The organism is Streptomyces yaizuensis, from assembly GCF_034961445.1.
Classification (GTDB): domain Bacteria; phylum Actinomycetota; class Actinomycetes; order Streptomycetales; family Streptomycetaceae; genus Streptomyces; species Streptomyces yaizuensis.
In genome coordinates, this window is record NZ_BSBI01000018.1 from 32,475 (window position 1) to 52,226 (window position 19,752).

Annotated in this window: 17 protein-coding genes; 9 read left to right on the forward strand and 8 right to left on the reverse strand. The window is 71.0% G+C overall.

From position 1 onward, the window contains the following. The first annotated feature begins 195 nt into the window (after nt 1–195). The 3 genes from SYYSPA8_RS32840 (at nt 196) to SYYSPA8_RS32850 (ending at nt 5,215) form a co-directional block, all read left to right on the forward strand. Nucleotides 196–1,452, forward strand: coding sequence for a ParA family protein (locus SYYSPA8_RS32840; protein WP_323451071.1), 1,257 nt, complete (start codon nt 196–198; stop codon nt 1,450–1,452). Then, nucleotides 1,449–2,726, forward strand: a complete 1,278-nt coding sequence (locus SYYSPA8_RS32845) for a ParB/RepB/Spo0J family partition protein (protein WP_323451072.1) — start codon at nt 1,449–1,451, stop codon at nt 2,724–2,726. The genes SYYSPA8_RS32840 and SYYSPA8_RS32845 overlap by 4 nt, the downstream gene beginning before the upstream one ends. A gap of 866 nt (nt 2,727–3,592) precedes the next feature. Continuing rightward, on the forward strand, nt 3,593–5,215 hold the full coding sequence (locus SYYSPA8_RS32850; protein ID WP_323451073.1) for a serine hydrolase domain-containing protein: 1,623 nt from the start codon (nt 3,593–3,595) through the stop codon (nt 5,213–5,215). A 317-nt stretch (nt 5,216–5,532) separates the two neighbouring features. Here SYYSPA8_RS32850 and SYYSPA8_RS32855 read toward each other — a convergent pair whose 3' ends face one another. The 6 genes from SYYSPA8_RS32855 to SYYSPA8_RS32880 form a co-directional block, all read right to left on the reverse strand. Then, nucleotides 5,533–5,979: a helix-turn-helix domain-containing protein gene (locus SYYSPA8_RS32855; RefSeq protein WP_323451074.1), complete on the reverse strand. Its 447-nt coding sequence runs from the start codon at nt 5,977–5,979 to the stop codon at nt 5,533–5,535. Beyond that, a complete protein-coding gene (locus SYYSPA8_RS32860; protein ID WP_407706138.1) occupies nt 5,976–6,701 on the reverse strand; it encodes a hypothetical protein in 726 nt (241 codons plus the stop codon). Before SYYSPA8_RS32860 ends, SYYSPA8_RS32855 begins: the two co-directional genes overlap by 4 nt. Before the next feature lie 1,005 nt (nt 6,702–7,706). Next, the gene (locus SYYSPA8_RS32865; protein ID WP_323451076.1) at nt 7,707–8,378 is read right to left on the reverse strand and encodes a carbonic anhydrase; all 672 of its coding nucleotides are present in this window, start codon (nt 8,376–8,378) and stop codon (nt 7,707–7,709) included. Nucleotides 8,379–8,899: 521 nt separating this feature from the next. Further along, on the reverse strand, nt 8,900–10,381 hold the full coding sequence (locus SYYSPA8_RS32870; RefSeq protein WP_323451077.1) for an alpha/beta hydrolase: 1,482 nt from the start codon (nt 10,379–10,381) through the stop codon (nt 8,900–8,902). 333 nt (nt 10,382–10,714) lie between these two features. Next, a complete protein-coding gene (locus SYYSPA8_RS32875; protein WP_323451078.1) occupies nt 10,715–10,858 on the reverse strand; it encodes a hypothetical protein in 144 nt (47 codons plus the stop codon). After that, entirely contained in the window at nt 10,855–11,334 is a 480-nt protein-coding gene (locus tag SYYSPA8_RS32880) for an ATP-binding protein (RefSeq protein ID WP_323451079.1), read from the reverse strand. Before SYYSPA8_RS32880 ends, SYYSPA8_RS32875 begins: the two co-directional genes overlap by 4 nt. A gap of 164 nt (nt 11,335–11,498) precedes the next feature. Between SYYSPA8_RS32880 and SYYSPA8_RS32885 the strand changes: the two genes are divergently transcribed. The 3 genes from SYYSPA8_RS32885 to SYYSPA8_RS32895 all read left to right on the forward strand — a co-directional run bounded on the left by SYYSPA8_RS32885 (nt 11,499) and on the right by SYYSPA8_RS32895 (nt 14,325). Further along, nucleotides 11,499–12,881, forward strand: a complete 1,383-nt coding sequence (locus SYYSPA8_RS32885) for a hypothetical protein (RefSeq protein WP_323451080.1) — start codon at nt 11,499–11,501, stop codon at nt 12,879–12,881. Between the two features lie 26 nt (nt 12,882–12,907). Then, a complete protein-coding gene (locus SYYSPA8_RS32890; RefSeq protein WP_323451081.1) occupies nt 12,908–13,471 on the forward strand; it encodes a GNAT family N-acetyltransferase in 564 nt (187 codons plus the stop codon). 116 nt (nt 13,472–13,587) lie between these two features. Then, on the forward strand, nt 13,588–14,325 hold the full coding sequence (locus SYYSPA8_RS32895; protein ID WP_323451174.1) for a dienelactone hydrolase family protein: 738 nt from the start codon (nt 13,588–13,590) through the stop codon (nt 14,323–14,325). 15 nt (nt 14,326–14,340) lie between these two features. Here SYYSPA8_RS32895 and SYYSPA8_RS32900 read toward each other — a convergent pair whose 3' ends face one another. Then, entirely contained in the window at nt 14,341–14,748 is a 408-nt protein-coding gene (locus SYYSPA8_RS32900; protein WP_323451082.1) for a RidA family protein, read from the reverse strand. 268 nt (nt 14,749–15,016) lie between these two features. Between SYYSPA8_RS32900 and SYYSPA8_RS32905 the strand changes: the two genes are divergently transcribed. From SYYSPA8_RS32905 to yidD, 3 genes are read left to right on the forward strand one after another with little or no spacing between them, the layout of a single operon-like run. Beyond that, a complete protein-coding gene (locus SYYSPA8_RS32905; RefSeq protein ID WP_323451083.1) occupies nt 15,017–15,322 on the forward strand; it encodes a hypothetical protein in 306 nt (101 codons plus the stop codon). 46 nt (nt 15,323–15,368) lie between these two features. Then, complete coding sequence (locus tag SYYSPA8_RS32910) at nt 15,369–16,274, forward strand: SUKH-4 family immunity protein (RefSeq protein WP_323451084.1); 906 nt, start codon at nt 15,369–15,371, stop codon at nt 16,272–16,274. Between the two features lie 52 nt (nt 16,275–16,326). Continuing rightward, nucleotides 16,327–16,755 (forward strand): membrane protein insertion efficiency factor YidD, encoded by a 429-nt coding sequence (gene yidD / locus SYYSPA8_RS32915; protein ID WP_323451085.1) that lies wholly within the window; start codon nt 16,327–16,329, stop codon nt 16,753–16,755. Between the two features lie 58 nt (nt 16,756–16,813). On the opposite strand, the gene SYYSPA8_RS32920 is transcribed toward yidD, so the two are convergent. Continuing rightward, nucleotides 16,814–19,606, reverse strand: a complete 2,793-nt coding sequence (locus SYYSPA8_RS32920) for an alpha/beta hydrolase (RefSeq protein ID WP_323451086.1) — start codon at nt 19,604–19,606, stop codon at nt 16,814–16,816. Between the last annotated feature and the right edge of the window lie 146 nt (nt 19,607–19,752).

Here is a 19,752-nt window from a genome sequence, read left to right on the forward strand (position 1 = left end):
CACCCTCCTTTTATTACGGCGTAATACTGAGCCGACGAGCCTCTCCCCCGGCCTCCTGCCCTGCCGGCCCACCCCCCCTCTTCATTACGGCGTAATGAAACATCGTCGGCCCGCGCGTCCCTCAGTCGGAGCAACCTCATGGCTTACTAACGTGTCGGTGAATCAGTTGATCACGTGAGTTAGTAAGGTGACTCCATGACTTCGCCCTCCTCCGGCGACCGGGAAAAGGTCGTCTCCAAACTTCCCGCCGCGCTCCAGCAGGATCTGAAGGTCCGTACGGCTCAGCACGGCGTCGACATCCAGCACGCCGTCGAAGCGGGCATCACCGCCTGGCGCGGGCTCGGTGCGAACCTCTCCCCCATCGACACCGCCGGAGCCAGGTCTTTCTCGACCTGGCTCCCGCCGGGTCAGTGGGAGGAGTTCCGCCGGGACTGCGCGGCACGCGGCGTGCCGCTCGTCCAGGGGCTCGCCCAGTCCGTGCAGCTCTGGCTCGACCGCAATCCCGCCCCGGGCATTCAGCGGCCCGTGGTCGTCAAGCGGTTCATCGTCTGCAACCAGAAGGGCGGCGTCGGCAAGACGGCCGTGACCGCCGGTGCCGGCGAGGCCCTGGCCGAGGACTCGGAGCGACTCCACCCCGTACGCGTCTCCAAGTACCTCGCCAGCGCCCGCGCGGGAGCCGAGAACGGCAACGGCCCCACCGACGACGACCCGCTCGACTTCGAGGATCTGCCGGGCCTCGGGCTGCGGGTGCTGCTCGTGGACTTCGATCCGCAGTGCCACCTCACCAAGCAGCTCGGTCATGAACCCCTCCCCCTCGACGGCGACAGCCTCACCAAGCACATGGCGGGCGAGGGCAAGGCGGAGCTGCGCGAGCTGATCGTCACCGTCGAGGGCGACCGCTTCGGCGACCGGCTGCACCTCCTCCCGGCCTGTACCGACGCCTTCCTTCTGGACGTCAAGCTCTCCGGGGTCCGCGCCCGGGAAGCCGCGCTGGAACGGGCGCTCGCTCCCCTGGAGGACGAGTACGACGCCATCCTCGTCGACTGCCCGCCCAGCCTCGGCCTGAGCATGGACGCCGCCGCCTACTACGGACGCCGCCGTCCCGGTGAGACCCCCGGCAACTCGGGCGTGCTCGTCGTCGTCCAGGCCGAGGACAGCTCCGCCGACGCCTATGGACTGCTCACCTCGCAGATCGAGGACCTCCGCAGCGATATGGCGCTGGAACTGGACTACCTCGGGATCGTCGTCAACCACTACGACGCCCGGCGCGGCTACATCGCCACTTCCTCGCTCCAGAACTGGATGGAGATAAAGGATCCGAGAGTCGTGGGTGTCATCGGTGATCTGAAGGAACAGAAGGAAGCCGTCCGGGTCAAGCAGCCGCTGCTGGCCTACGCTCCCCGCAGTGGCCAGGCCGTGGCCCTGCGCGCGCTCGCCCGGGAGATCTCGTGAGCAAGGCGTCCAGGCTGGGAACGGGCTCCTCGTTCCAGCAGGCCCAGTCCATCAGTCCGCGCCGGCAGGCGATCAACGACGCGACCAAGGCCCCGACGGCGGGCGCACTGCCCCCCGTCGAACTCGGCGTCGATGTGATCAGCCTCAACCCGGCCAACCCCCGGACGGAGCTGGGTGACCTCTCCCATCTCGCGGGGAGCATGCGGGACCACGGTCAGAAGACCGCGATCAGCATCATGTCCCGCTTCTCGTATGTGGAGGCCAACCCGGACCACGAGAGCGGTCTTGAGCCGGGCACCAAGTATGTCGTCATCGACGGCAACTCACGGCTGGCCGCCGCCCGGGAAGCGGGCATGACCACCATCAAGGTGATGCTGGACGAGAGCCTGGGCCGGAACCCCGACGAAATACTGGAATCCGCTCTGGTGGCCAACATCCACCGGCAGGACCTGGACCACCTGGACGAGGCCCGTGCCCTGGAACAGCTCCTGTCCGTGCACGGCACGCAGGAGGCCCTCGCGGCCCGGCTGCACCGTTCGCAGGGATGGGTGTCGCAGCGGCTGGCCCTGCTGAAGCTCACCCCGGATCTCCAGCGGAAGCTGGAGACGGGGGAGGAGCCGGCCGAACTGCTCCGCAGCGTCGGGCGGAAGAAGCCGGACGAGCAGGAGGAGCATCTGCGGCTGCTGAAGGAGAAGAAGGCCAGGGCCGCCGAACGCAAGGCGGCGCTGGCAGCGGAGGAGCTGGCGCGGGAGACGGCGGGGGAGGAGCCCGCAGCCTCGGAGCCGTCCGGTGGGGCGGCCGCCGAAACGCCGGTCGTTCCCCGTCCGGCCGACGGTCTTCATTACGGCGTAATGAAGACCGTTCCGCAGAGCGCCGCGCAGACCGCAGCGACCGAGCCCCGGCCGGAGCCCGCAGCCGCGCCGAAGCCCCCGGCCTCCGCCCCCCAGGCGCCGGCCGGAGCGATCGAAGCGACCGGAGCGACCCAAGCGACGGAAGCAACGAAACCGGTACAGGTAACGCCCGCGTCGGCGGACCCCGCCCGATCCACCGCCGAACCCGATCAGCAGCCGCGTCAGATCAAGATGCCCTGGGGTGACGGTGCAGCCAGCATGGACATCATCTTCGCCAAGGTCTTCGGCTCCGAACGACAGCGGATGATCGGCCGCTATCTGGAGCTTCTCGGCGACCCGGAGGCATTCGTCTCCGATCTGGTCGCGGCCAGCAGCCCCGAGTACCGCCGCAAGGTGGCAGAGCTGCTGCTCGCAGCGGAGTAGCGGAACGGCCCGACCGACGGCGCTGCCCGGCGGTGGGGGAGTGGACTCTTTATTACGGCGTAATGAAGAACGGTCCACCTCCCCCGCGCCGGGCGCCGGGGAGCGGGAACGGCTGGGGTTCAGGGGGCCGAGTATTACGCCGTAATAATCGACGGCCTTCCGGCCGAGCAGCCGGAGCACTCACCAACCCCGCCCGCCCCGGCTCTCATCCGCTGTCCGGCTGCCCCGCTGCCCCTTCTCCCCGGCCCTTGGTCGGACCGACGTCAGCAGGACGTCGGTCCGACCAAGGGCCGGTTTTATTACGGCGTAATACTCGCCCCCTCGACGGGAGCCGGTCTCCCGACTCCCGCCCCCCGAGACTCCCGGCTGTCGGCTGTCGGCTGTCGGCTCCAGGTCTCCGGCGGCACGTCGGCTCGACCCGTCCTGGGGGCCCCGACGGCCCATCGCCCTCTCCCCTTTATTACGCCGTAATGGCGAGCGGCCCCGAAGCTGCTCGCGCTGGGCAGGCGTCCGGGGAGCCCCGGTCTTTTATTACGGCGTAATACTCGGACCGCCGACCGCCGACCGCCGACCATCCGTGTCCCGGAGAGACAGCGGGGGAGTGGGGGAGCGGGGGAGTGAGGAGGCGGATGCCCGCCGGGTGACGGCGGGGGCTGCTGTCCGGGTCCGGGTCGGGCTTCATTACGGCGTAATAATCCCCACCGGGTCTCCGGACCTGCCCAGCAGGGGTCATCGCGCGGTCTGTTTCCGCCTGCGTGCTCCGTACGGTGTGCTGATCCTTCACTCTCCGTACGATGCTCCGTCAGATGTACACCGTACGAGGACGTGCGGCGGCCCACTGGTTCCGGACCCACGAGGAATGAACCATGCACACGCCGAGCAATGAGAACCAGTACCAGCACTCCTCCGGGAACGGTGGCTGTGCCGGCGGGGGAGGGTGGCATCCGGCGGAGTTCCCCGCGCGCTTCCCAGCACCGTCCCCCGCGTCGCCGATCGGTGGGGCGGCTCTCCCCGTACCGGGGCCGCCCGCCCCGCCCTTCGGGCCAGGGGTGCGCGCGGGGCTGCGGCCGGGTCCCCTCGGGGGCGACGCCCGGGAGCACCGGGAGGTGCCGCCCGATCTGGCGCACTGGTCCGGCCGCCTCGATGCCCTCCGCGCCGAGTACGACGTCCCCGGTGCCTCGCTCGCGATCCTGACCGGCGGCCGGATCCACGAGGTGGCCACCGGGGTGCTCCACCGGGGGACCGGTGCACCCGTGACCCCGGCCTCGCTCTTTCAGCTCGGTTCGATCGCCAAGGTCTACACGGCGACGCTGGTGACCCGGCTCGCCGACCTGGGAGCGCTGGATCTGGATGCGGCGGTCGCGGACCTGGTGCCGGAGTTCTCCGCTGCCGGCTCGCCGGGAGCGGACCGGGGGATCACCGTCCGGCAGCTGCTCTCCCACACCGGTGGACTTCCGTGCGACTTCTCGTACGACCCGGGCCGGGGCGACGACTGCCTCGCCCGCTATGCGGCGGCCGTCGGCTCGATCGCCCCCGACCGCCCGCCGGGGCTGGCCATCTCGTACAGCGGTACCGGCTATGCCGTTCTGGGACGGCTGGTCGAGGTGGTCACCGGTCAGGTGTGGGACGCGGCGCTACGGGACCGGTTGCTCGACCCGCTCGGTCTCGACCACACGGTGACGCTGCCGGAGGAGGCCCTGTGCTTCCCGGTGGCGATGGGTCATCTCGCCGGTGATGGCGGCCGGGAGCCCACGCCGGTCCCGCACTGGGATCCGACTCCGCGTTCGCTCGGGCCCGCGCGGCGGGTCGTCGCCACCGCCGCCGATCTCGTCCGGCTGGCCCGGATGCACCTCGCCGGCGGCACCGCTCCGGGCGGCGCCCGCGTGATGTCGGTGGACGCCGTCGCCACGATGCAGCACCGCGAGACCGGGGTGCCCGATCAGTGGACGGTCGGGGCCGATGGGTGGGGGCTGGGCTGGACGCTCTACGACTGGGACGGCATCCCCGGCTTCGGGCACGACGGTGTGGGCATCGGGCAGCACGCGTTCCTGCGGGTGGTGCCGGAGACCGGGGTGGCCGTCGCCCTGCTCACCAACGGGGGACGGGCGCGCGCGCTGTGCCGGACACTCCTCGGTGAACTGCTCGACACGCTCTCCGGAGTGGTACTCCCGCAGGCCTTCGCACCGGCCGCCGACCCGCCGACGGTGGACCCCGCCCCGCTGGTCGGCACCTATCGACGGGCCGGGGCGGTCATCACCGTCACGGAATCCCAGGGGCGGGGACGGCTGCGGTACGAGCCCGACGAGCGTTTCCTCATGTGTTCCGTCCCCCGGGACATGGACCTGGTGCCGGTGACGGACAAGGTCTTCGCCGGACCGGCGATCGGCGCGGGGACGATGGGGGAGTGGCTGCCGGTGGTGTTCACGACCCTGCCCGACGGCAGCCGGTGCGTGTACCTCGGCATGCGGGCAGCCACCCGGTACCCGTAGACCTGTTTCATCCTATGATCTGAACTGTCCGAAAGAAGAAAGTAGTTGGGCAACTACCCCAAACCATCCACAGGATGCGGTACCCCGCTGACCATCTGTCATAGGGGCTCAGCCGGAGAACGGGCGAAGTCGGAGATCCTCCGGAAGCCGCCGCGACATGGCCGAAAATCTACGGCGCCCGCCCGTGCGTCGGGGGCGACGCGTACGAAACCCTGGGACGGAAACACCGACGGCCGGGGACCCGCAGGTCCCCGGCCGTATCCGTATCACTTCTCGTCCTTCTCGGCAGTGCCACCGGCGCCGCCCCGCCGTCCCGGTCAGGAGACCGCGCGGAAGATCTGACGCCGCCTCTCGTCGTCCTTCCGCCGCCGCTTCTCGGCGAGCTGGTCCTGATAGGCCGTGACGGCGCTCTGGTACCGCTGGACGAAGTCGGGGGCGTTCAGCCGCTGCTCCCTCGGCATGGCCCGGACCGCCGCCACCGCGTCCTCGGGTGAGAGGTACCCGGCGAGCATCGGATTGATCTGGTAGATCCCCGGCCGCTGCTTCTTCACCAGCTGCGCCAGGTCCAGGTCGCGCAGGGCCGCGTTGACGGCGGCCCTGCTCAGCCCCAGGAGCTGGGCGATGGTGATCTGGTCGATCTCGATGCGCCCGCCGGGCTCGCTGTGCGCCCTCAGCTTGAGCAGCACCCGGTACGCCGCAGGCAGCAGATCGAGATCCGCGACGACCCCCTCCGCGTTGACGGCGGCGAAATGCAGACCGCTCACTTCTCTCTCCTCTTCTCCTGCTGCTCGGCCCGCCGCCGGCGCCGCCGGGCCCGCTCTTCCGCCCGCTCCGCCCGCAACCTGGCGATCTCCTCGCGCATCTTCTCCAGGGAGGGGAAGCGCACCAGCTCGGGGAGCGTCTGGTCCGAACGGATCCGGTTGATGGTGGTGTGCTGGTCCACTTTGACGTATTCGGCGGGTGTCGTCTCGGTTCCGGGGATGAACTCCGCCACCCGGTAGCTGTAGGGCGGGTTGAACTGGTACACCCCCCGCTTCACCTTGAACACGATTCCATGGAACATGATTTCGCTCAGGGTTTCGTTGACCTTGGTGCGTGAGATGTCCAGAACCGTCGCCATTTCGTCCTGCGTCAGCTGGATCCGCCCGCCCGCCCGCTGGCAGGCGATCAGCAGCAGAATCATCCGCAGCGGCAGCGCCTCCCGGAAGAACTGGGCGATGACGAGGAAGAACTCAAGGCTGTCCATGGAGAAGGCGTTGGGCTGCTCCGGAGTCCCGTAGAACTCCAGCTGCCTCCGCTCACCGTCGAGCGTCAGCTTCCGCCCCGGGTAGCGCCGGGCCACGTCGTCCAGCTGCCGCACCGGCCGGAGCAGCGGCTGATCCCAGGCGTCCGCCGGATCGCTCAGGGGCAGCTGCGGCTGTGGCTCGGACAGAGGCATCCCGAATACATCGGCACCAGTGTCGCGGTACTGCCGCTCACTCGACATGACACTGCTCCCCCGATCTGGATCTTCGTTCGAGGACAGTATGTCATCTCCGCTTGACACCCATGTCGCACCAACACGACATGGCAGCACGTTCCGTCCCCCTAGGGGGTACATATCTCGCCGCCCTCGACGCAATCCGCCCGTCCCTCAGGGTCCGAGAAAATGTCGCCTCGGCTTGACATAGGCCCGATCGCCATGTCGCCCGCACTTGACACAGGAAATCCCGCTGTGTCGCCTCCAGTTGACATCGCGAGCCCTCTATGTCAACTCCAGGCGACATAAAAACTTTCCTAATGTCGACTGGAGTTGACATTTGAGCCTCGTTATGTCCCCTCACGAGGGACACATCGATCGCGTTATGTCCCCCCAGGAGGGACATAACTCAGCGACCACACCACCTCTGACCTGCGGTTTTGTGGTTCTCCGTAATTATTAAGTGACGGCTCCGTAGGGCGTTCCCGTCGCTGGCTGATGCCGCTTCGCGCGCGGGCCCGTCTGTTCGGCGTCGACCATGGTCAGCAGCAGCGGAACTGCGTCTCGGGTGGTCAGGGCCGTGACGACCCCTCAACGAGACCTTGGGGCGGTACGGCTGGAATGTGCCTCCGCCGCCCGGCCCGAGGGGCCGAACGGCTAGTGTGTCCCCGTACGCCGGAAGTGCCCCGACGGCCGTGAGGGGTCGGCGTTCGGTGGCTGAGGCACGATCAGGGTTGTGGGGGAGTACCCACCGGGAGAAACAGCCGGGCGTCGCCCGGCTCTCTTCGGCAGGAGCGTCCCAGCGGAGCGCACCGCGTACCCGTCGCTTCAGAAACCGACGTACGGAGACGGACGTTGAAGGCGAAGCCCGAGAGGAGTTGGCCCGGGCCGCGTCCACGGCCCGGGCCAACTCCAGGGCCCTTCTGCTGTCCCTCTGCGGGCCTTGTGAGGCTGTCGGCCAATCGGCCCCATGACAGGCGCTGTTGCCGCGCCACAGAGCCCCACAGGCGGGTCAGGGCCGGTCAGATGTGCTCAGGGCGCTATCTTGTGCGCGATCCAGGTGTCCAGCTCGTACCGGGCGCCGATCACGTCCAGCGTGCCCGCCGTGACCCGGGTCGCTATCTCCGACTCCCCGAGCAACTGTGTCCGTATCCGCCGGACGTTCTCGTTGATCGACACGTTCTGCCGGTCCGGGGTGCCGACCGAGGGAATCGCGTCCTTGATCGCCTCGGTCAGGTACGTGAGGCGGGGCGGATAGGGGTTGGGGAGCGTCGGATCAGTGTTGTCCTTCTTGCGGATCGCCTCCTTCACCGCGCCGCAATTCTGGTGTCCCAGGACGACGATGAGCTTCACCGTGGGCTCCAGGGCGGCGTAGATGATGCTGCCGAGGACCGCTCCGTCCAGCACCTGGCCGGCGGTCCGGGCGACGAACAGGTCGCCGAGGCCCTGATCGAATATCAGCTCCGGCGGTACGCGGGAGTCGATGCAGCTCACGATCATCGCCCACGGGTGCTGTGCCCCGACCAGCAAGTTGCGCGTCCACGCGTCCTCGCGGGGGTGCACCTGCCCCTGGTTCATCCACCGGGCGTTCCTCAGGAACAGTTCGGTTTCGGCCGCGTGCGGGGTGCCGGGCGGGGCGACACCCGGGTCCCGCAGGGGGACCGTCCGGGGCGGGGCGGCGAGGGAGGACGCGGCGCCTGTCAATCCGGTTCCGGCCACCAGCCCGCCGGCGACGATGCCGCGTAACAGGCCACGGCGGCTGCCCTTCGCGACTGACTTTGTTGATACTTGCTTGCTTCTTGACTCTTCCTTTCCGCTTTCTTTCATGAAATGAGAATCTACGGGCGGAGACCCTGTATGTAAGCGACCAATCACGCCAAGGCGCGTTATGGGGTATTGGGTGATTGGTGATCACGTGATGGGGGTGCCGGGAGCAGCCGAGCCCCGGCCCTCCCGCGCGGCCCCGCCTTCCGCCGAAGCCTCGTCGGCACCATCCCTGCCTGGCAGTTGTCCCAGGTACGCCCGCTGCGGTACGGCCGAAAGCCCTTGCGGGGCCGTCGGCGTACGGGCGTGGGCGGGCCCGTACCGTACGACGGATTGGCCCCCGGGGGCAGTTGCGCGGCACCAAGGTCAAGACCGGGGCCGAAAGACGACTGGACTTTCGGGGGCCGGGTGCTAGGAGACGAAGCTGCTCCCCGGTGTCCGGCCCCCGACGCTTCTCCGGCTCAGCCCTTACGGCTCATCAGGTAGGTGTCGATCACCTTCTTCATGTCCTTCCCGGCATAGAGCCAGTGGCCCACCGTGTCCACGGTGATCAGGGTCGACTTGGGGAAGGCACGGGCCATGCGCTGGGCGCCCGGCAGGGGAGTGGCCGCGTCCAGGGCGGCGTTGACGACGAGGACGGGCGGCAGGGCGCCGGTCGCCCGGTCGGGCCGGGGCTTCGGCGGCATGCTCCAGCCCTGACAGCCGAGGATCATGTCGAGGGCCTGCGCGTTGTAGCGGACGTGCGGGGCGGCCTTCGCGACCCGGTCGAGCATGGCCCGGTAGTGCGCCCAGTCGCGGATCCGGTAGTCGTTGTCCCGGCAGAGCACGAGCTGCCAGGTGAGTTCGGGGCCGTCCGGGGAGAGGAGGACCTGGCCCGTGCCGCTCCGCAGGGCCGCCAGCTGCTCGGCCGCCCACTCCGGGTTCCAGCGAAGGAAGGCGCGGGTCAGAAGCCCCGACAGCTGATCGGCGCTGACCTTGGTCTGCGTCGGCCCCTCCGGGCCGGGCTCCAGGAGCGTGCCCGCGTCGGCACGCGCGAACAGCCGGTCGGTGACGGCGATGACGTCCTGGCCCTTCAGCGCGCAGGCCGGATCCTTCTCGCACCAGGCCGCCAGCCGCTTCAGCGCCTTGTCGGCGGTGACACTGGCGTCCGTGAGATAGCGCTCGGCGCCCGCCCCCTCCGGGTCCACGGCGCTGTCGAGCGCGAGCGCCCGGAGCCGGTCCGGGAAGAGGCGCGCGTACCGCTCACCGACGGAGGTGCCGTACGAGTGCCCCAGGAAGCTGATCTTCCGCTCGCCGAGGGCCGCACGGATCGCGTCCATGTCCCGGGCCACGCTCTCGGTGTCCATATGGGCGGCGAGCGGGCCCGTCCGCTCGATGCAGCTCTGCGCAAGCCGCCCGTTGAGCGTGCGCAGCCGCTCGAACTCGGCGGCGTTCCGGGGCCGGGTCGGGATCGACTCGCTGATCGTCTCGTCGCACTGGGCGCCCTGGCTGAGGCCGACGCCGCGGGGGTCGAACCCGACGATGTCGAAACGCTGGAGCATGGCGGGCCCGTACCCGCCGACGGGGTCGTCGGCGTAGAACGCGCTGTCGGAACCGGACGATCCGGGCCCGCCCGGGTTCGACAGCAGGACACCGATCCGCTTCGAGGGGTCGGTGGCCCGCTGCCGGGCGACGAAGATCCCGGTCCTGGGCCCGTCGGGCTTCGACCAGTCCACCGGCACCTCGACCGTCGCGCACTCCGCCCTCGGGCTGGGGTCGGGGTAGGGCGGCTCGGCCTTGGGACAGGCGCCCCAACTGATGGGCGGGGGAGAGAAGGTGACGCGGGACGGCTCCTGGGCGAGTGCGGTGCCGGGGAGGGCCAGGCCGGCGGAGGCGGACAGGGCCAGGAGTACGGAGAGGGTCCGCCGTCTCGTGGTGGGGTTCACGCGCATGATCGTGTTCATGCGGGTCACTGTCGCGGCGCTGCGTGATGGCGGCTTGATGGGCGCGTGGTGGAGAGGTAACAAGTGCCTACGCGACGGTGGTTGATGTCGGTTTGCTTGCGGCGGCGCTGCTGGGTGGTGGGGCCCCGGCCGGTGCAAGGGGGTCGGCCGGGGCCCCACCGTTTCCCCCGGCCCGGGGGCAGTGCGGGCCGGGGGGTGCCGTGCGCGGGCGCGGGCCCGGGGGTGCGGAGGCGTGGTCGCACCGTCCGGGGCGGGGTGCGCTGCGCGCACGGCTGCTGGGGGTGTCTTGGGGTGTCTTGGGTGGGCTCAGTTGGCTCAGTGGGCCCAGTTGGCTCAGAGCTGTTCGGCTATGCCGGCGCCGAGCAGCCCGAGGGACGACAGGCAGGTCATGGTCAGCAGGCAGGACCACGGCAGCCAGCCGGGTATCGGGGTCCGTGCCTTTCGCTGAGGCGGGTCGTCGCGCACGGCTCGGCTCACGGCTGCCGCTCCGGAATCCGCAGCGCGCACCACACGCTCGCCCGCCCGGCTCCCCACGCGTCGGCACACGCGGCCACCAGCTCCAGCCCGCGCCCGCTCTCGTTCTCGTTCTCGGCGTACGCCTCTCCGGTCGGCCGCTCGGGGAGGTCGACCGTCCCGCCGTCGCCGACCTCGATGCGTACGTACGTCTCCATCCGCGACAGCCATAACCGGACCACCGGCCCCCGCCCGTGCGCGAAGGCGTTCGTCACCAGCTCGGAGACGATCAACTCGGCCCGCTCCACCAGCCCGTCGGCCTTCCAGTAGCGCAGCCGAGCCCGCGTGATCCGCCGCACCCGGCCGGGCCACCGGCGGTCGGCGTCGGGGAGGGGGTCGCCGGGGTGGCCCTGGCGGGCCATGGCGACCTCGCAGAAGTCGTCGGCGGTGGGTGGTACGTGGACCGGACTCCTTATCGAGCCGGTGGTGAAGGAGGTCATGGTGGTCTCCGACCGTTGCACGTCCGGGGTGTTTGGTGTCGCATCCGAGTCAAGCCCTCCGGCGCGGCGGATGACCAGACATCGCGAGTGGTGAATACGTTCAACAGTGTTCAACCGGGCCCAAACGTGCTCAACAGGACGTGACGCGCGCTAGCTTGGATCCCGTGAATCGTCAGCCCAATGGGCCGCTCAGGGAACTGATCAGAGAGTCGGGACTGAGCTACGAGGAGGTCGCGCGCGAGGTCAGGGCTGTGGCGGCGGAGTCCGGGGACAGCACGATCCACACCAGCAAGTCGAACGTGGCCTACTGGGTACGGGGCACGCCACCGCGAGCACAGACGGCCCAATACTTGCGCGAGGCGCTTGCGCGGCGACTGGGCCGTTCGGTCTCGTCCGGTGACATCGGACTGACTGTCCTGGATGACGATTCCGCCCCGGTCGATCTGGGGCTTACCGTCGAAGGTGATCCAGTGGAGACCCTGAGGCGCCTAGGGAGGGCCGACATCGAACGCCGTAGCTTCCTCACCACCGCCGCCTACTCAGTGGCGGCCGCCGCGCTGCCGCTCGGTGCGGCCGACGACGCCCATGCCCGTACGCGTAGGGCCCTGCGCGGCGGTGTCGCCGGGGAGCAGGAGATCCGGGCCGTCCAGGACATGGTGGCCATGTTCACCGCGATCGACGAACGGCATGGCGGTCAGCACGGCCGAAGTGCCGTCGTCCAGTACCTCACCAGCGATGTCGCCGGTCTGTGCCGTGCCCGCTTCCGGACCGCCCGGCAGCACGACGACATGCTCAGCGTGGCCGCGTCCCTCGCCTATCTGGCCGGCTGGAAGGCGTACGACGCCGGTGAGACGGGGCTCGCCCAGCGGTACTACCTCCAGGCGTACGCCCTCACCACCGAGGCCGGAGACCTGCCGCACCAGGCGTTCAACCTGCGGATCCTCGCCCACCACGGAATGCTGAGCGGCCGACCGGACCACGTGCTCCAGCTCGCGGACGCGGCGCTCGCCCGCGCCCGTGGGCGGGTCGACCCGGTGACCGAGTCCGTGTTCGTGATCTGCCGGGCCCGCGCGCTCGCCGCAGAGGGGCGGTACGGGACGGCGCTGGCCGAAGCGGACCGGGCGCGGGCACTGGCTGAGCGGCCCGGGACGGCCGACGCGATGACGGGATGGGCGTCGATGTGGGGCGCGGCGTCGGCGACCGTCGCCAGCCATACCGCGAAGCTCCACGAGCGGGTGGGGGACCATCCGCGCGCCGAACGGCACTACGCCAGGGCCCGACAGCGGTACGGCGGCACTGAACACCGGCGGATCGCCTCGCTGTCGGCCGCCGCCGAAGGGCACGCCCAGTGCCGTCAGGGCCGGATCGAGGCCGCGTGCGCCACCTGGGGTCAGGCCCTCGACGGCATGGCGGGCATCCGCTCGGCCCGAACGGTCAAGGCCGTAGGCGCCATGCGGTCCGCCCTCGCCCCGCTGGCGGCACGCGGTGCGCGCCCGGCGCGGGAACTGGACGAACGGGCCCGGCTCTGGCTCCGTGCGAGCACCTGACGACGACCACAGGAAGGAATGCCTCCATGCCCCTTGAACTCCGCCATGTCACCCCCGACGGGCTGCCCGATGTCCGGGCGGCGATCCTGGAGATCCATGCCGAGGTCCGGCACCGGGACTTCGGCATGACCCGGGAGTTCCACTCCGTCGAGCGCTTTGACGAGCGGCTGTCCGCGTACGCGTCCCGCCCCGGTTGGGCCGCCGTGCTCGGGTACGAGGAGGGGCGGCCCGTCGGTTTCTGCTTCGGGATGACCCTGGCGGCCGACACACGGTGGTGGAGTTCCATGATTCCCCCGGTCGCCGACGACCTCGTACGGGAGGACGGCCGCCGGACCGCCGCGCTCAACGAGATCGTCGTGCGGCGGCCGTGGCGGGGGCGCGGTGTCGCGCGGCGGATTCACGACACCTGGCTCGAACGGCGGCGCGAGGAGCGGGTGACGCTGCTCGTGGATCCCGCCGCCGGTGAGGGGGCCGTGCAGGCCGTGTACGAGGGATGGGGGTACGCGAAGGTGGGGGAGCAGCAGCCGTTCCCCGACTCGCCCCGGTTCGCGGCACTCGTACGGCCCGTGTGGGAGCCGTCGAGCATGTGAGTCCCGCCGTACTCCGGAGGGACACCCGCGCTGTTCCGCCGGCGGCGGAACACCGGGTGGACCGGGCCTGCCGATCACTACGGTCCAGTCCCATGACGACTCCCATGACGGCTTCCATGACGACGATTTCGACGCGTACGGTCGAGTACCCGGCCGACGGTCTGACGATGATCGGGCATCTCGCGCTCCCGGCCGGTGTCGACCGCCGGCCCGCCGTGCTGGTCGGACCGGAGGGCATGGGGCTCAGCGACGTCGAGCGCCGCCGGGCCGACGCTCTTGCCGAGCTGGGGTATGTGGCGCTGGCCTTCGACCTCCACGGCGGGCGCTACTTGAGCGACCCCGGGGAGATGCTGGCCCGTTGCCTGCCACTGCTCGCCGACCCCGACCGGATGCGGGAGATCGGCCATGCGGCGCTCGACGTGCTGCGTGCCGAACCGCGCACCGACCCCGACCGGATCGCCGCCGTCGGCTACGGCACCGGGGGCGCCGTCGGGCTGGAACTCGGGCGCGGCGGTGTCGGTCTGCGTGCGATCGGGACGGTCAACGGACTGGCCACGGGCCGGCCGGGCGAGGCGGCGCGCATTCGCTGCCCGGTGTGGGCCGGGGTCGGGTCGGAAGACCCGATCATGCCGCCCGCGCAACGGGACGCGTTCAGCGCCGAGATGCAGGCAGCGGGCGTCGACTGGCGACTCGCGGTCTACGGCGGCGCCTTGCACGCCTTCCACCATCCGCCGGTCGACCACCCCGTGGTCCCCGGCGTCGGCTACCACCCACGGCACGCGCGGCGCGCCTGGCGGGACATTGTCGACCTGCTCGCCGAGTGCCTGCCCGTGACGGAGGATCCGGGAGTATGACCCGGGCAGGGCGCGTCAGTCGATGACGGCCGTCGCCTCGACCTCCACCAGATGCTCGGGTACGTCCAACGCCGCGACGCCCAGCAGGGTCCCCGGCGGGACCGGGGTGACCCCCAGCCGTTCGGCCGCCCGTGCGATCCCCGACAGGAGCTGCGGCATCTTGTCGGGGGTCCAGTCCACGACATGGATCGTCAGCTTCGCCACGTCCTCGAAGGTGGCCCCGACACCGGCCAGCGCGGTGCCCACGTTCAGATAGCACTGCTCGACCTGCGCGGCGAGATCACCCGCGCCGACCGTGCGCCCGTCGGCGTCCCACGAGACCTGACCGGCGACGAACACCAGCTTCGAACCGGACGCGACCGACACCTGCCGGTAGGCGTCGACCCGGGGCAGTCCGTCTGGGTTCACCAGGGTGATGGTCATGTCGTACGCCTCCTGCTAACGCTCTCTTATGGTTACTGGGAAACCGTAGGAGAGTCTTCGCTGACGTGGAAGAACGCACTTTTCGGTGACTGGGGAACCTGCCGGTGACCCAGCAGTTCAGCGGCTTGCCGGCGCGGAAGGGTGATGCGGGTCAGTCGTCCGGCCCACCGGCAGGGCCCTCCGGGCGGGGGTCGGGTGCAGTGGAAGGAACCGAGCTGTTTCCGCCGCAGGGGCGGGAGCGTGTGCCGGTACGAGAGGCGGTTCCCGAATGGCGCGACGTCCGTACGCGAAGCTGGCGGCTGCGGCCGCCGTCACGCTGCTGCTCGGCGGGGCCACGGCACCGGTCGCCTACGCGGCCCCGGCAGTCGTGCCGACCGTCTCTGTGGCGGCGCCCGTGAGCCCGTGTGCTCGTGAGGGCGACGTCATCGCCGACGACGAGAATCCCCACATCTACTACGTCTGTGACCAGTTCCTGTACCCGAACCTGTACACGTGTCCGCTGGATTGGTACTTCTACCCGGGGCCCAACGTGTGTCTCCCGATCCCGCCCGGAGGTGAGCGCCTGCCGGCCTGACAGGGAACTCGTGGATCTTTCACCTGACAGCTTCTAGCGTGTCGCCATGGCAGACATACCCCTCGGACCCGCCCTGACGGATGCCGTCATCGCCCGCGTCCTGGCCCCGGTGGTCGCCGGGGAGCTGGTCGTCCCGTACCCCGGCCGGTGGGAGCGGCCTCCGTACGCGTCGCGCGGCGGGCGGGCGGTCGTCGCCGGGGATCCCGGGCTCAGCGTCCTCGCCGTCGACCGGGGGAGCGGGGCCGTCGTCCTGCTCGATGACGCCGGCGAGTCCACGGTGAACGGTTCCGCCGCCGCGCTGGTGGAGTGCGCGCGCCGGTACACCGCCGCGATACGGAGCCCGGAGTCCGGCGATGAGGAGTGGGAGGGGATCGGGCAGGCGCTCCTGACGGAACTCCGCGCCGTCGACCCGGTGGTGGCCGACGACGAGGGCTTCTGGGCGGTGGCCGCCGAGGAGGTCGGGTACGGGTTCCACGCGCTGGAACCGACTCCGAAGCCGAAAGCGGAGGCGGAACCCGAGGCGGCGGAGTCCCGGCCCCGGCTGCTCCTGGCCATGGACGAGGACCGGCGCGCCGACCTGTTCCCGTCCGACCGGTGGCGGCTGCTCGCGACGGCCGTCCGGCTGACCGTGGCGCCCCCGCCGGAGCGGCTGGAATGGGCGCTGGAGGTGATGGAGGAGGCCGCCCGCGTGTGGGAGCGTCCCGCGCCCCGGCCCGATGTGCTGGTGTACGCCTCCGGTACGGCAGGTACGGCCGACACGGTCGGGTTGCCGCAGCGGCTGTCCGGGCTTCGGCTCGTCTGCCGTATCGCCGCACCCGGCACCCCGCCCCGGTTCGACCCCGCAGCGGACGACGCGACCGGCCCTGCCGTGGCCGTTGTCGACGGGGCCGATCCGGTCGCCGGCATTCTCGACGCCCTCAACACCCTCCGCAGCCCGTGGTCCGGGCACTGATCCGGCGCCGACAGGGGCCGGGTTACGATGCAGCCGTTCCGGAGGGGGTTGTATGGCCAGGTCACGCGAGAACCGACACGTCGAGCGCAAGAAGAAGGGCGACGACGACGGCGGCTGCTGTTTCGCGATCCAGGACACCTACATGCTGTGCTGCGGCCGCTTCATCCCCGCGCTGCTGCTGAGCGTGCTCACCGCGCGGCTCCGCAGCGGCCCGCGCCCGCGCGCGCACGACCCCGCCGCGCCCCGGCCCACCGGTCGGGCCGCCGCCGCGCTGTACGGGGCGGTCCGGCACTACCGGCAGGACGTCAGCCCGACGCGGCCCGCGTGCTGCCCGTACACCCCGAGTTGTTCCACGTACGCGGTCAAGGCGCTGCACCGGCACGGAGCGGCACGCGGGCTGCGGCTGATCACCGCACGCCTCTGGCGCTGCCGCCCGGCGGCCGCCCGCCGCCGGGGCGGTTACGACCCCGTACCCGACTAGGCAACCTCGTGCCGACGGCACCGACCCCCGCGGTGGGAGCCGGTGCCGTCGCGGTCATTCAGCGCAGGGGCGCGTCCTCGACCGTTCCCGTGACGATCGGGCCCGGCACCAGGTTGCCGTCCCCGTCGAAGATGTGCATCTGCGCCCGCAGGCTCTCCTCCGGCTCGGTCAGCGCGTCGGCGGCCGTGGGCACGGACACCTCCAGGCTCGTGCTGCCCTCGGGGACGGAGGTCCAGAGGTAGGAGTTGTCCGCGGACAGGGGCCGCTCCGGGTCGGCGGGCAGGCCGAGTCGGTCGGAGAGCCACTGCGGGTCGACGTCCTTCGTGGACAGCTCCGTGCCCCCCTCCACCGGCAGGAAGGTGAACGGCGTCTCGATGGTGGTGTCGGCCGGCGCGGAGAGCTGAACCTTCCACGTGAGCTTCTGGCCCTCGGTGACCGGGCCGGCGACCGGGGTCACGGTGATCGTGGGGATGGGGTCGTCGTTCCGGACGAGGACACCGCCCAGCGCGGCGCCGACCGCCGTGCCGCGCACGGCCTTGGCCGCGACCATGTGGTCGAGGTCCACGTCGTAACGGGAGTTGCCCGTGACCGTGACCGACACGGTCGCGGGGCGACCGGCGCTCACCGCCACCGTGCGGACCGTGGACTCCCCCGTCTTCGGATCGACAACGGCCAGCTTGATCACGCCGGTGCCCTTGCCGGTGGCGCGGACGGTCGTACGGTGGGTACGGGTGCCGGAGTCGCCCTCCTGCACCGTCATCCTGCTGATGTCGAGACGCGGGAGCGCGACGGGGCGGACCGCCGGGGTGCCGGGGCGCCAGCCCCAGGCGTCCATCAGCCACAGCTCGCCGGAGCCGCTGCGCGGGGTCAGCTCCAGGGACCGGATCCGCTTCAGGTCGACGCCCGAACCGGCGGCCGCCTTCAGCGGTACGCGCAGCTCACGCGCCCAGTGCGCGGTTGTGTTCGCGGAGCCGGGCAGGCCGTCGACGGTGACCTGGCCGAGCTTCACGCGCTTGCCGGAGGTGTCGGCGAGGGTGACGTCGAGCCGGGTGCCCTTGCTGTTCGGCGGCACGATCAACCGCAGGGCCAGCGCGTCGGAGCCTGCCAGCGAGAAGGAGCGCTTCGGCGTCAGCCGGACCGGGGTGCCCGGCTTGGTCCAGCGGGCCGTGACCGCGTTGCGGCCCGGCTCGTCGCGGGCGACGAACCATTCCGCGAAGTGCGGCGACCGGCCGGGGTCGGAGCCCGGCCGGCAGGCCTTGGCGTCATCCGGCGTGACCTGCCGGCACACGCGCCCGTTCGTCACCGAGAGCGGGGCGTCGGGCAGGATCGCCGCCGTGCGGTTGCCGCCGACGGCGTGGGTCAGGACCCGGGCGGGGTCCGCCGATGGCGCGCGCCGGCCCGAGCCGTCGAGCAGCGGGCGGACCCGGTCGTCGCCCGCGAGGAACAGCCGCGCGGCGGCGGCGATGTAGGTGGTGCCCGCCGCCCGCTGCTGCCGGGCGCTGAGCCGGTGCCTGGCCTTCGGCCCGCACACCGGACTCTCGTCGTCCCAGACGTCGTCGGCGGCCGGGCCCTCGGCCTGGCCGGGCGTCCACTCCGTGTTGAAGTAGTTGTGGTTGGCGCCGACCATGTACACCGCGCTGTGCAGCGCCGCGCCCCGGCCGATGCCCCGGGTGCCGTCGAGACGGATCTGCCCCTGGAGGTCGCTCACATCGCCGTCGCAGCCCGGCAGGATCGTCATGGAGGGCACGTCGGGCGCGGGGTTCTGGCCGAAGAGGGTGGGGCCGATCAGGACGGTGCCACGGATCCGCCAGCTCACCCGCCCCCGGTAGCCGTCCTCGGCGGGCGGCGGCGGGGAGACGCTGTCGAGGGCCGCCCGGTTGACGCCCTCGCCGCCCCGGGAGTGGCCGACCAGGAGCACCTTCGAGAGGTCGGCGGGCTCCGTCGCGCGCACGGCCCCGGGGGCCTTCGCGGGGTCCTTGCCCCACTGGGCCCAGCGGGCGAGGTGGTGGCGCACCAGGGACGAACGGGCCTGCGTGCCCTGGTCGGCCGTGCGGCCGTCCTGCGCGTTGACACCGTTCGCGGAGATGGAGATCGTCACATAGCCCTGCGACGCGAGGCGTTTCTGGTCGTGCAGATGGCCGCGGTAGCTCGGGAGTTCCTTGTAGCCCGGCTTGCACGGCCAGTTCATGGTGGGCATCTTCGTGCCGGGTTGGTAGCAGGTGGCGTTGCGTCCGTGGAGGAAGAGCGCCAGGGGCCGCTTCCCCGGGGCGTCCGTCGGGCCGACGACCGTGGCGCGCATCTCCACGGGCTCCTTGTAGCCCGGCAGCCTGACCGGCTTCAGCGCGTACTCACCGCTGGTGGTGCGGTACTTCCCGGGGACACCGGGGTCGACCGCGTTGGCGGGCAGCGGGGCCTGGGGCGCCGGCGCGGCCGCCGAATGCCGCTGGCCGGGCGCCCGGTCGGACCCGGAACCGGTCTCGGACTCTGCCCCGGCTTTGTCGAGCCGCCGCGAACCGGCGAACACCTGGAGTTCGCTCAGCGGTCCGACCTGCCCCGCGTCGGCGGGGAGCCGGAAGGTGCGGTGGTCGGGGGAGGGCTTCGGGATGCCGAGCGTCCGCGTCCCCGAGCGGAACTCGACCAGCGCGCCACCCGTGCCGACGGGCTCGGGCGAGCGCCAGACCAGCTCACCGCCCGCGAAACGCCACCCCTCCGGCAGCCGTTCCCCCGTGGCGCCCGGTGGCGCGCCGGGTATGGACTCGGCGGTCGGCTGCGCGTGCGCCGGCACTGCCGCACCCGCCGTGAGCGCCACGGCCGCCAGGGCGGTCGTCAGCGCGCGTGAGACGTGGCCCACGATGGTGTCTCCTCGTTGTTGGTCCTGCTCAGTGCCCCTGGGGATCCCCAGGGGCACCCCCGCACCGGGGAGACGCTGACGTGTCGTCAAGCGTTGTTCCGTGCCAGGAACCTGACAGGAATCTGACAAGTGGCAGGCACGGTTCG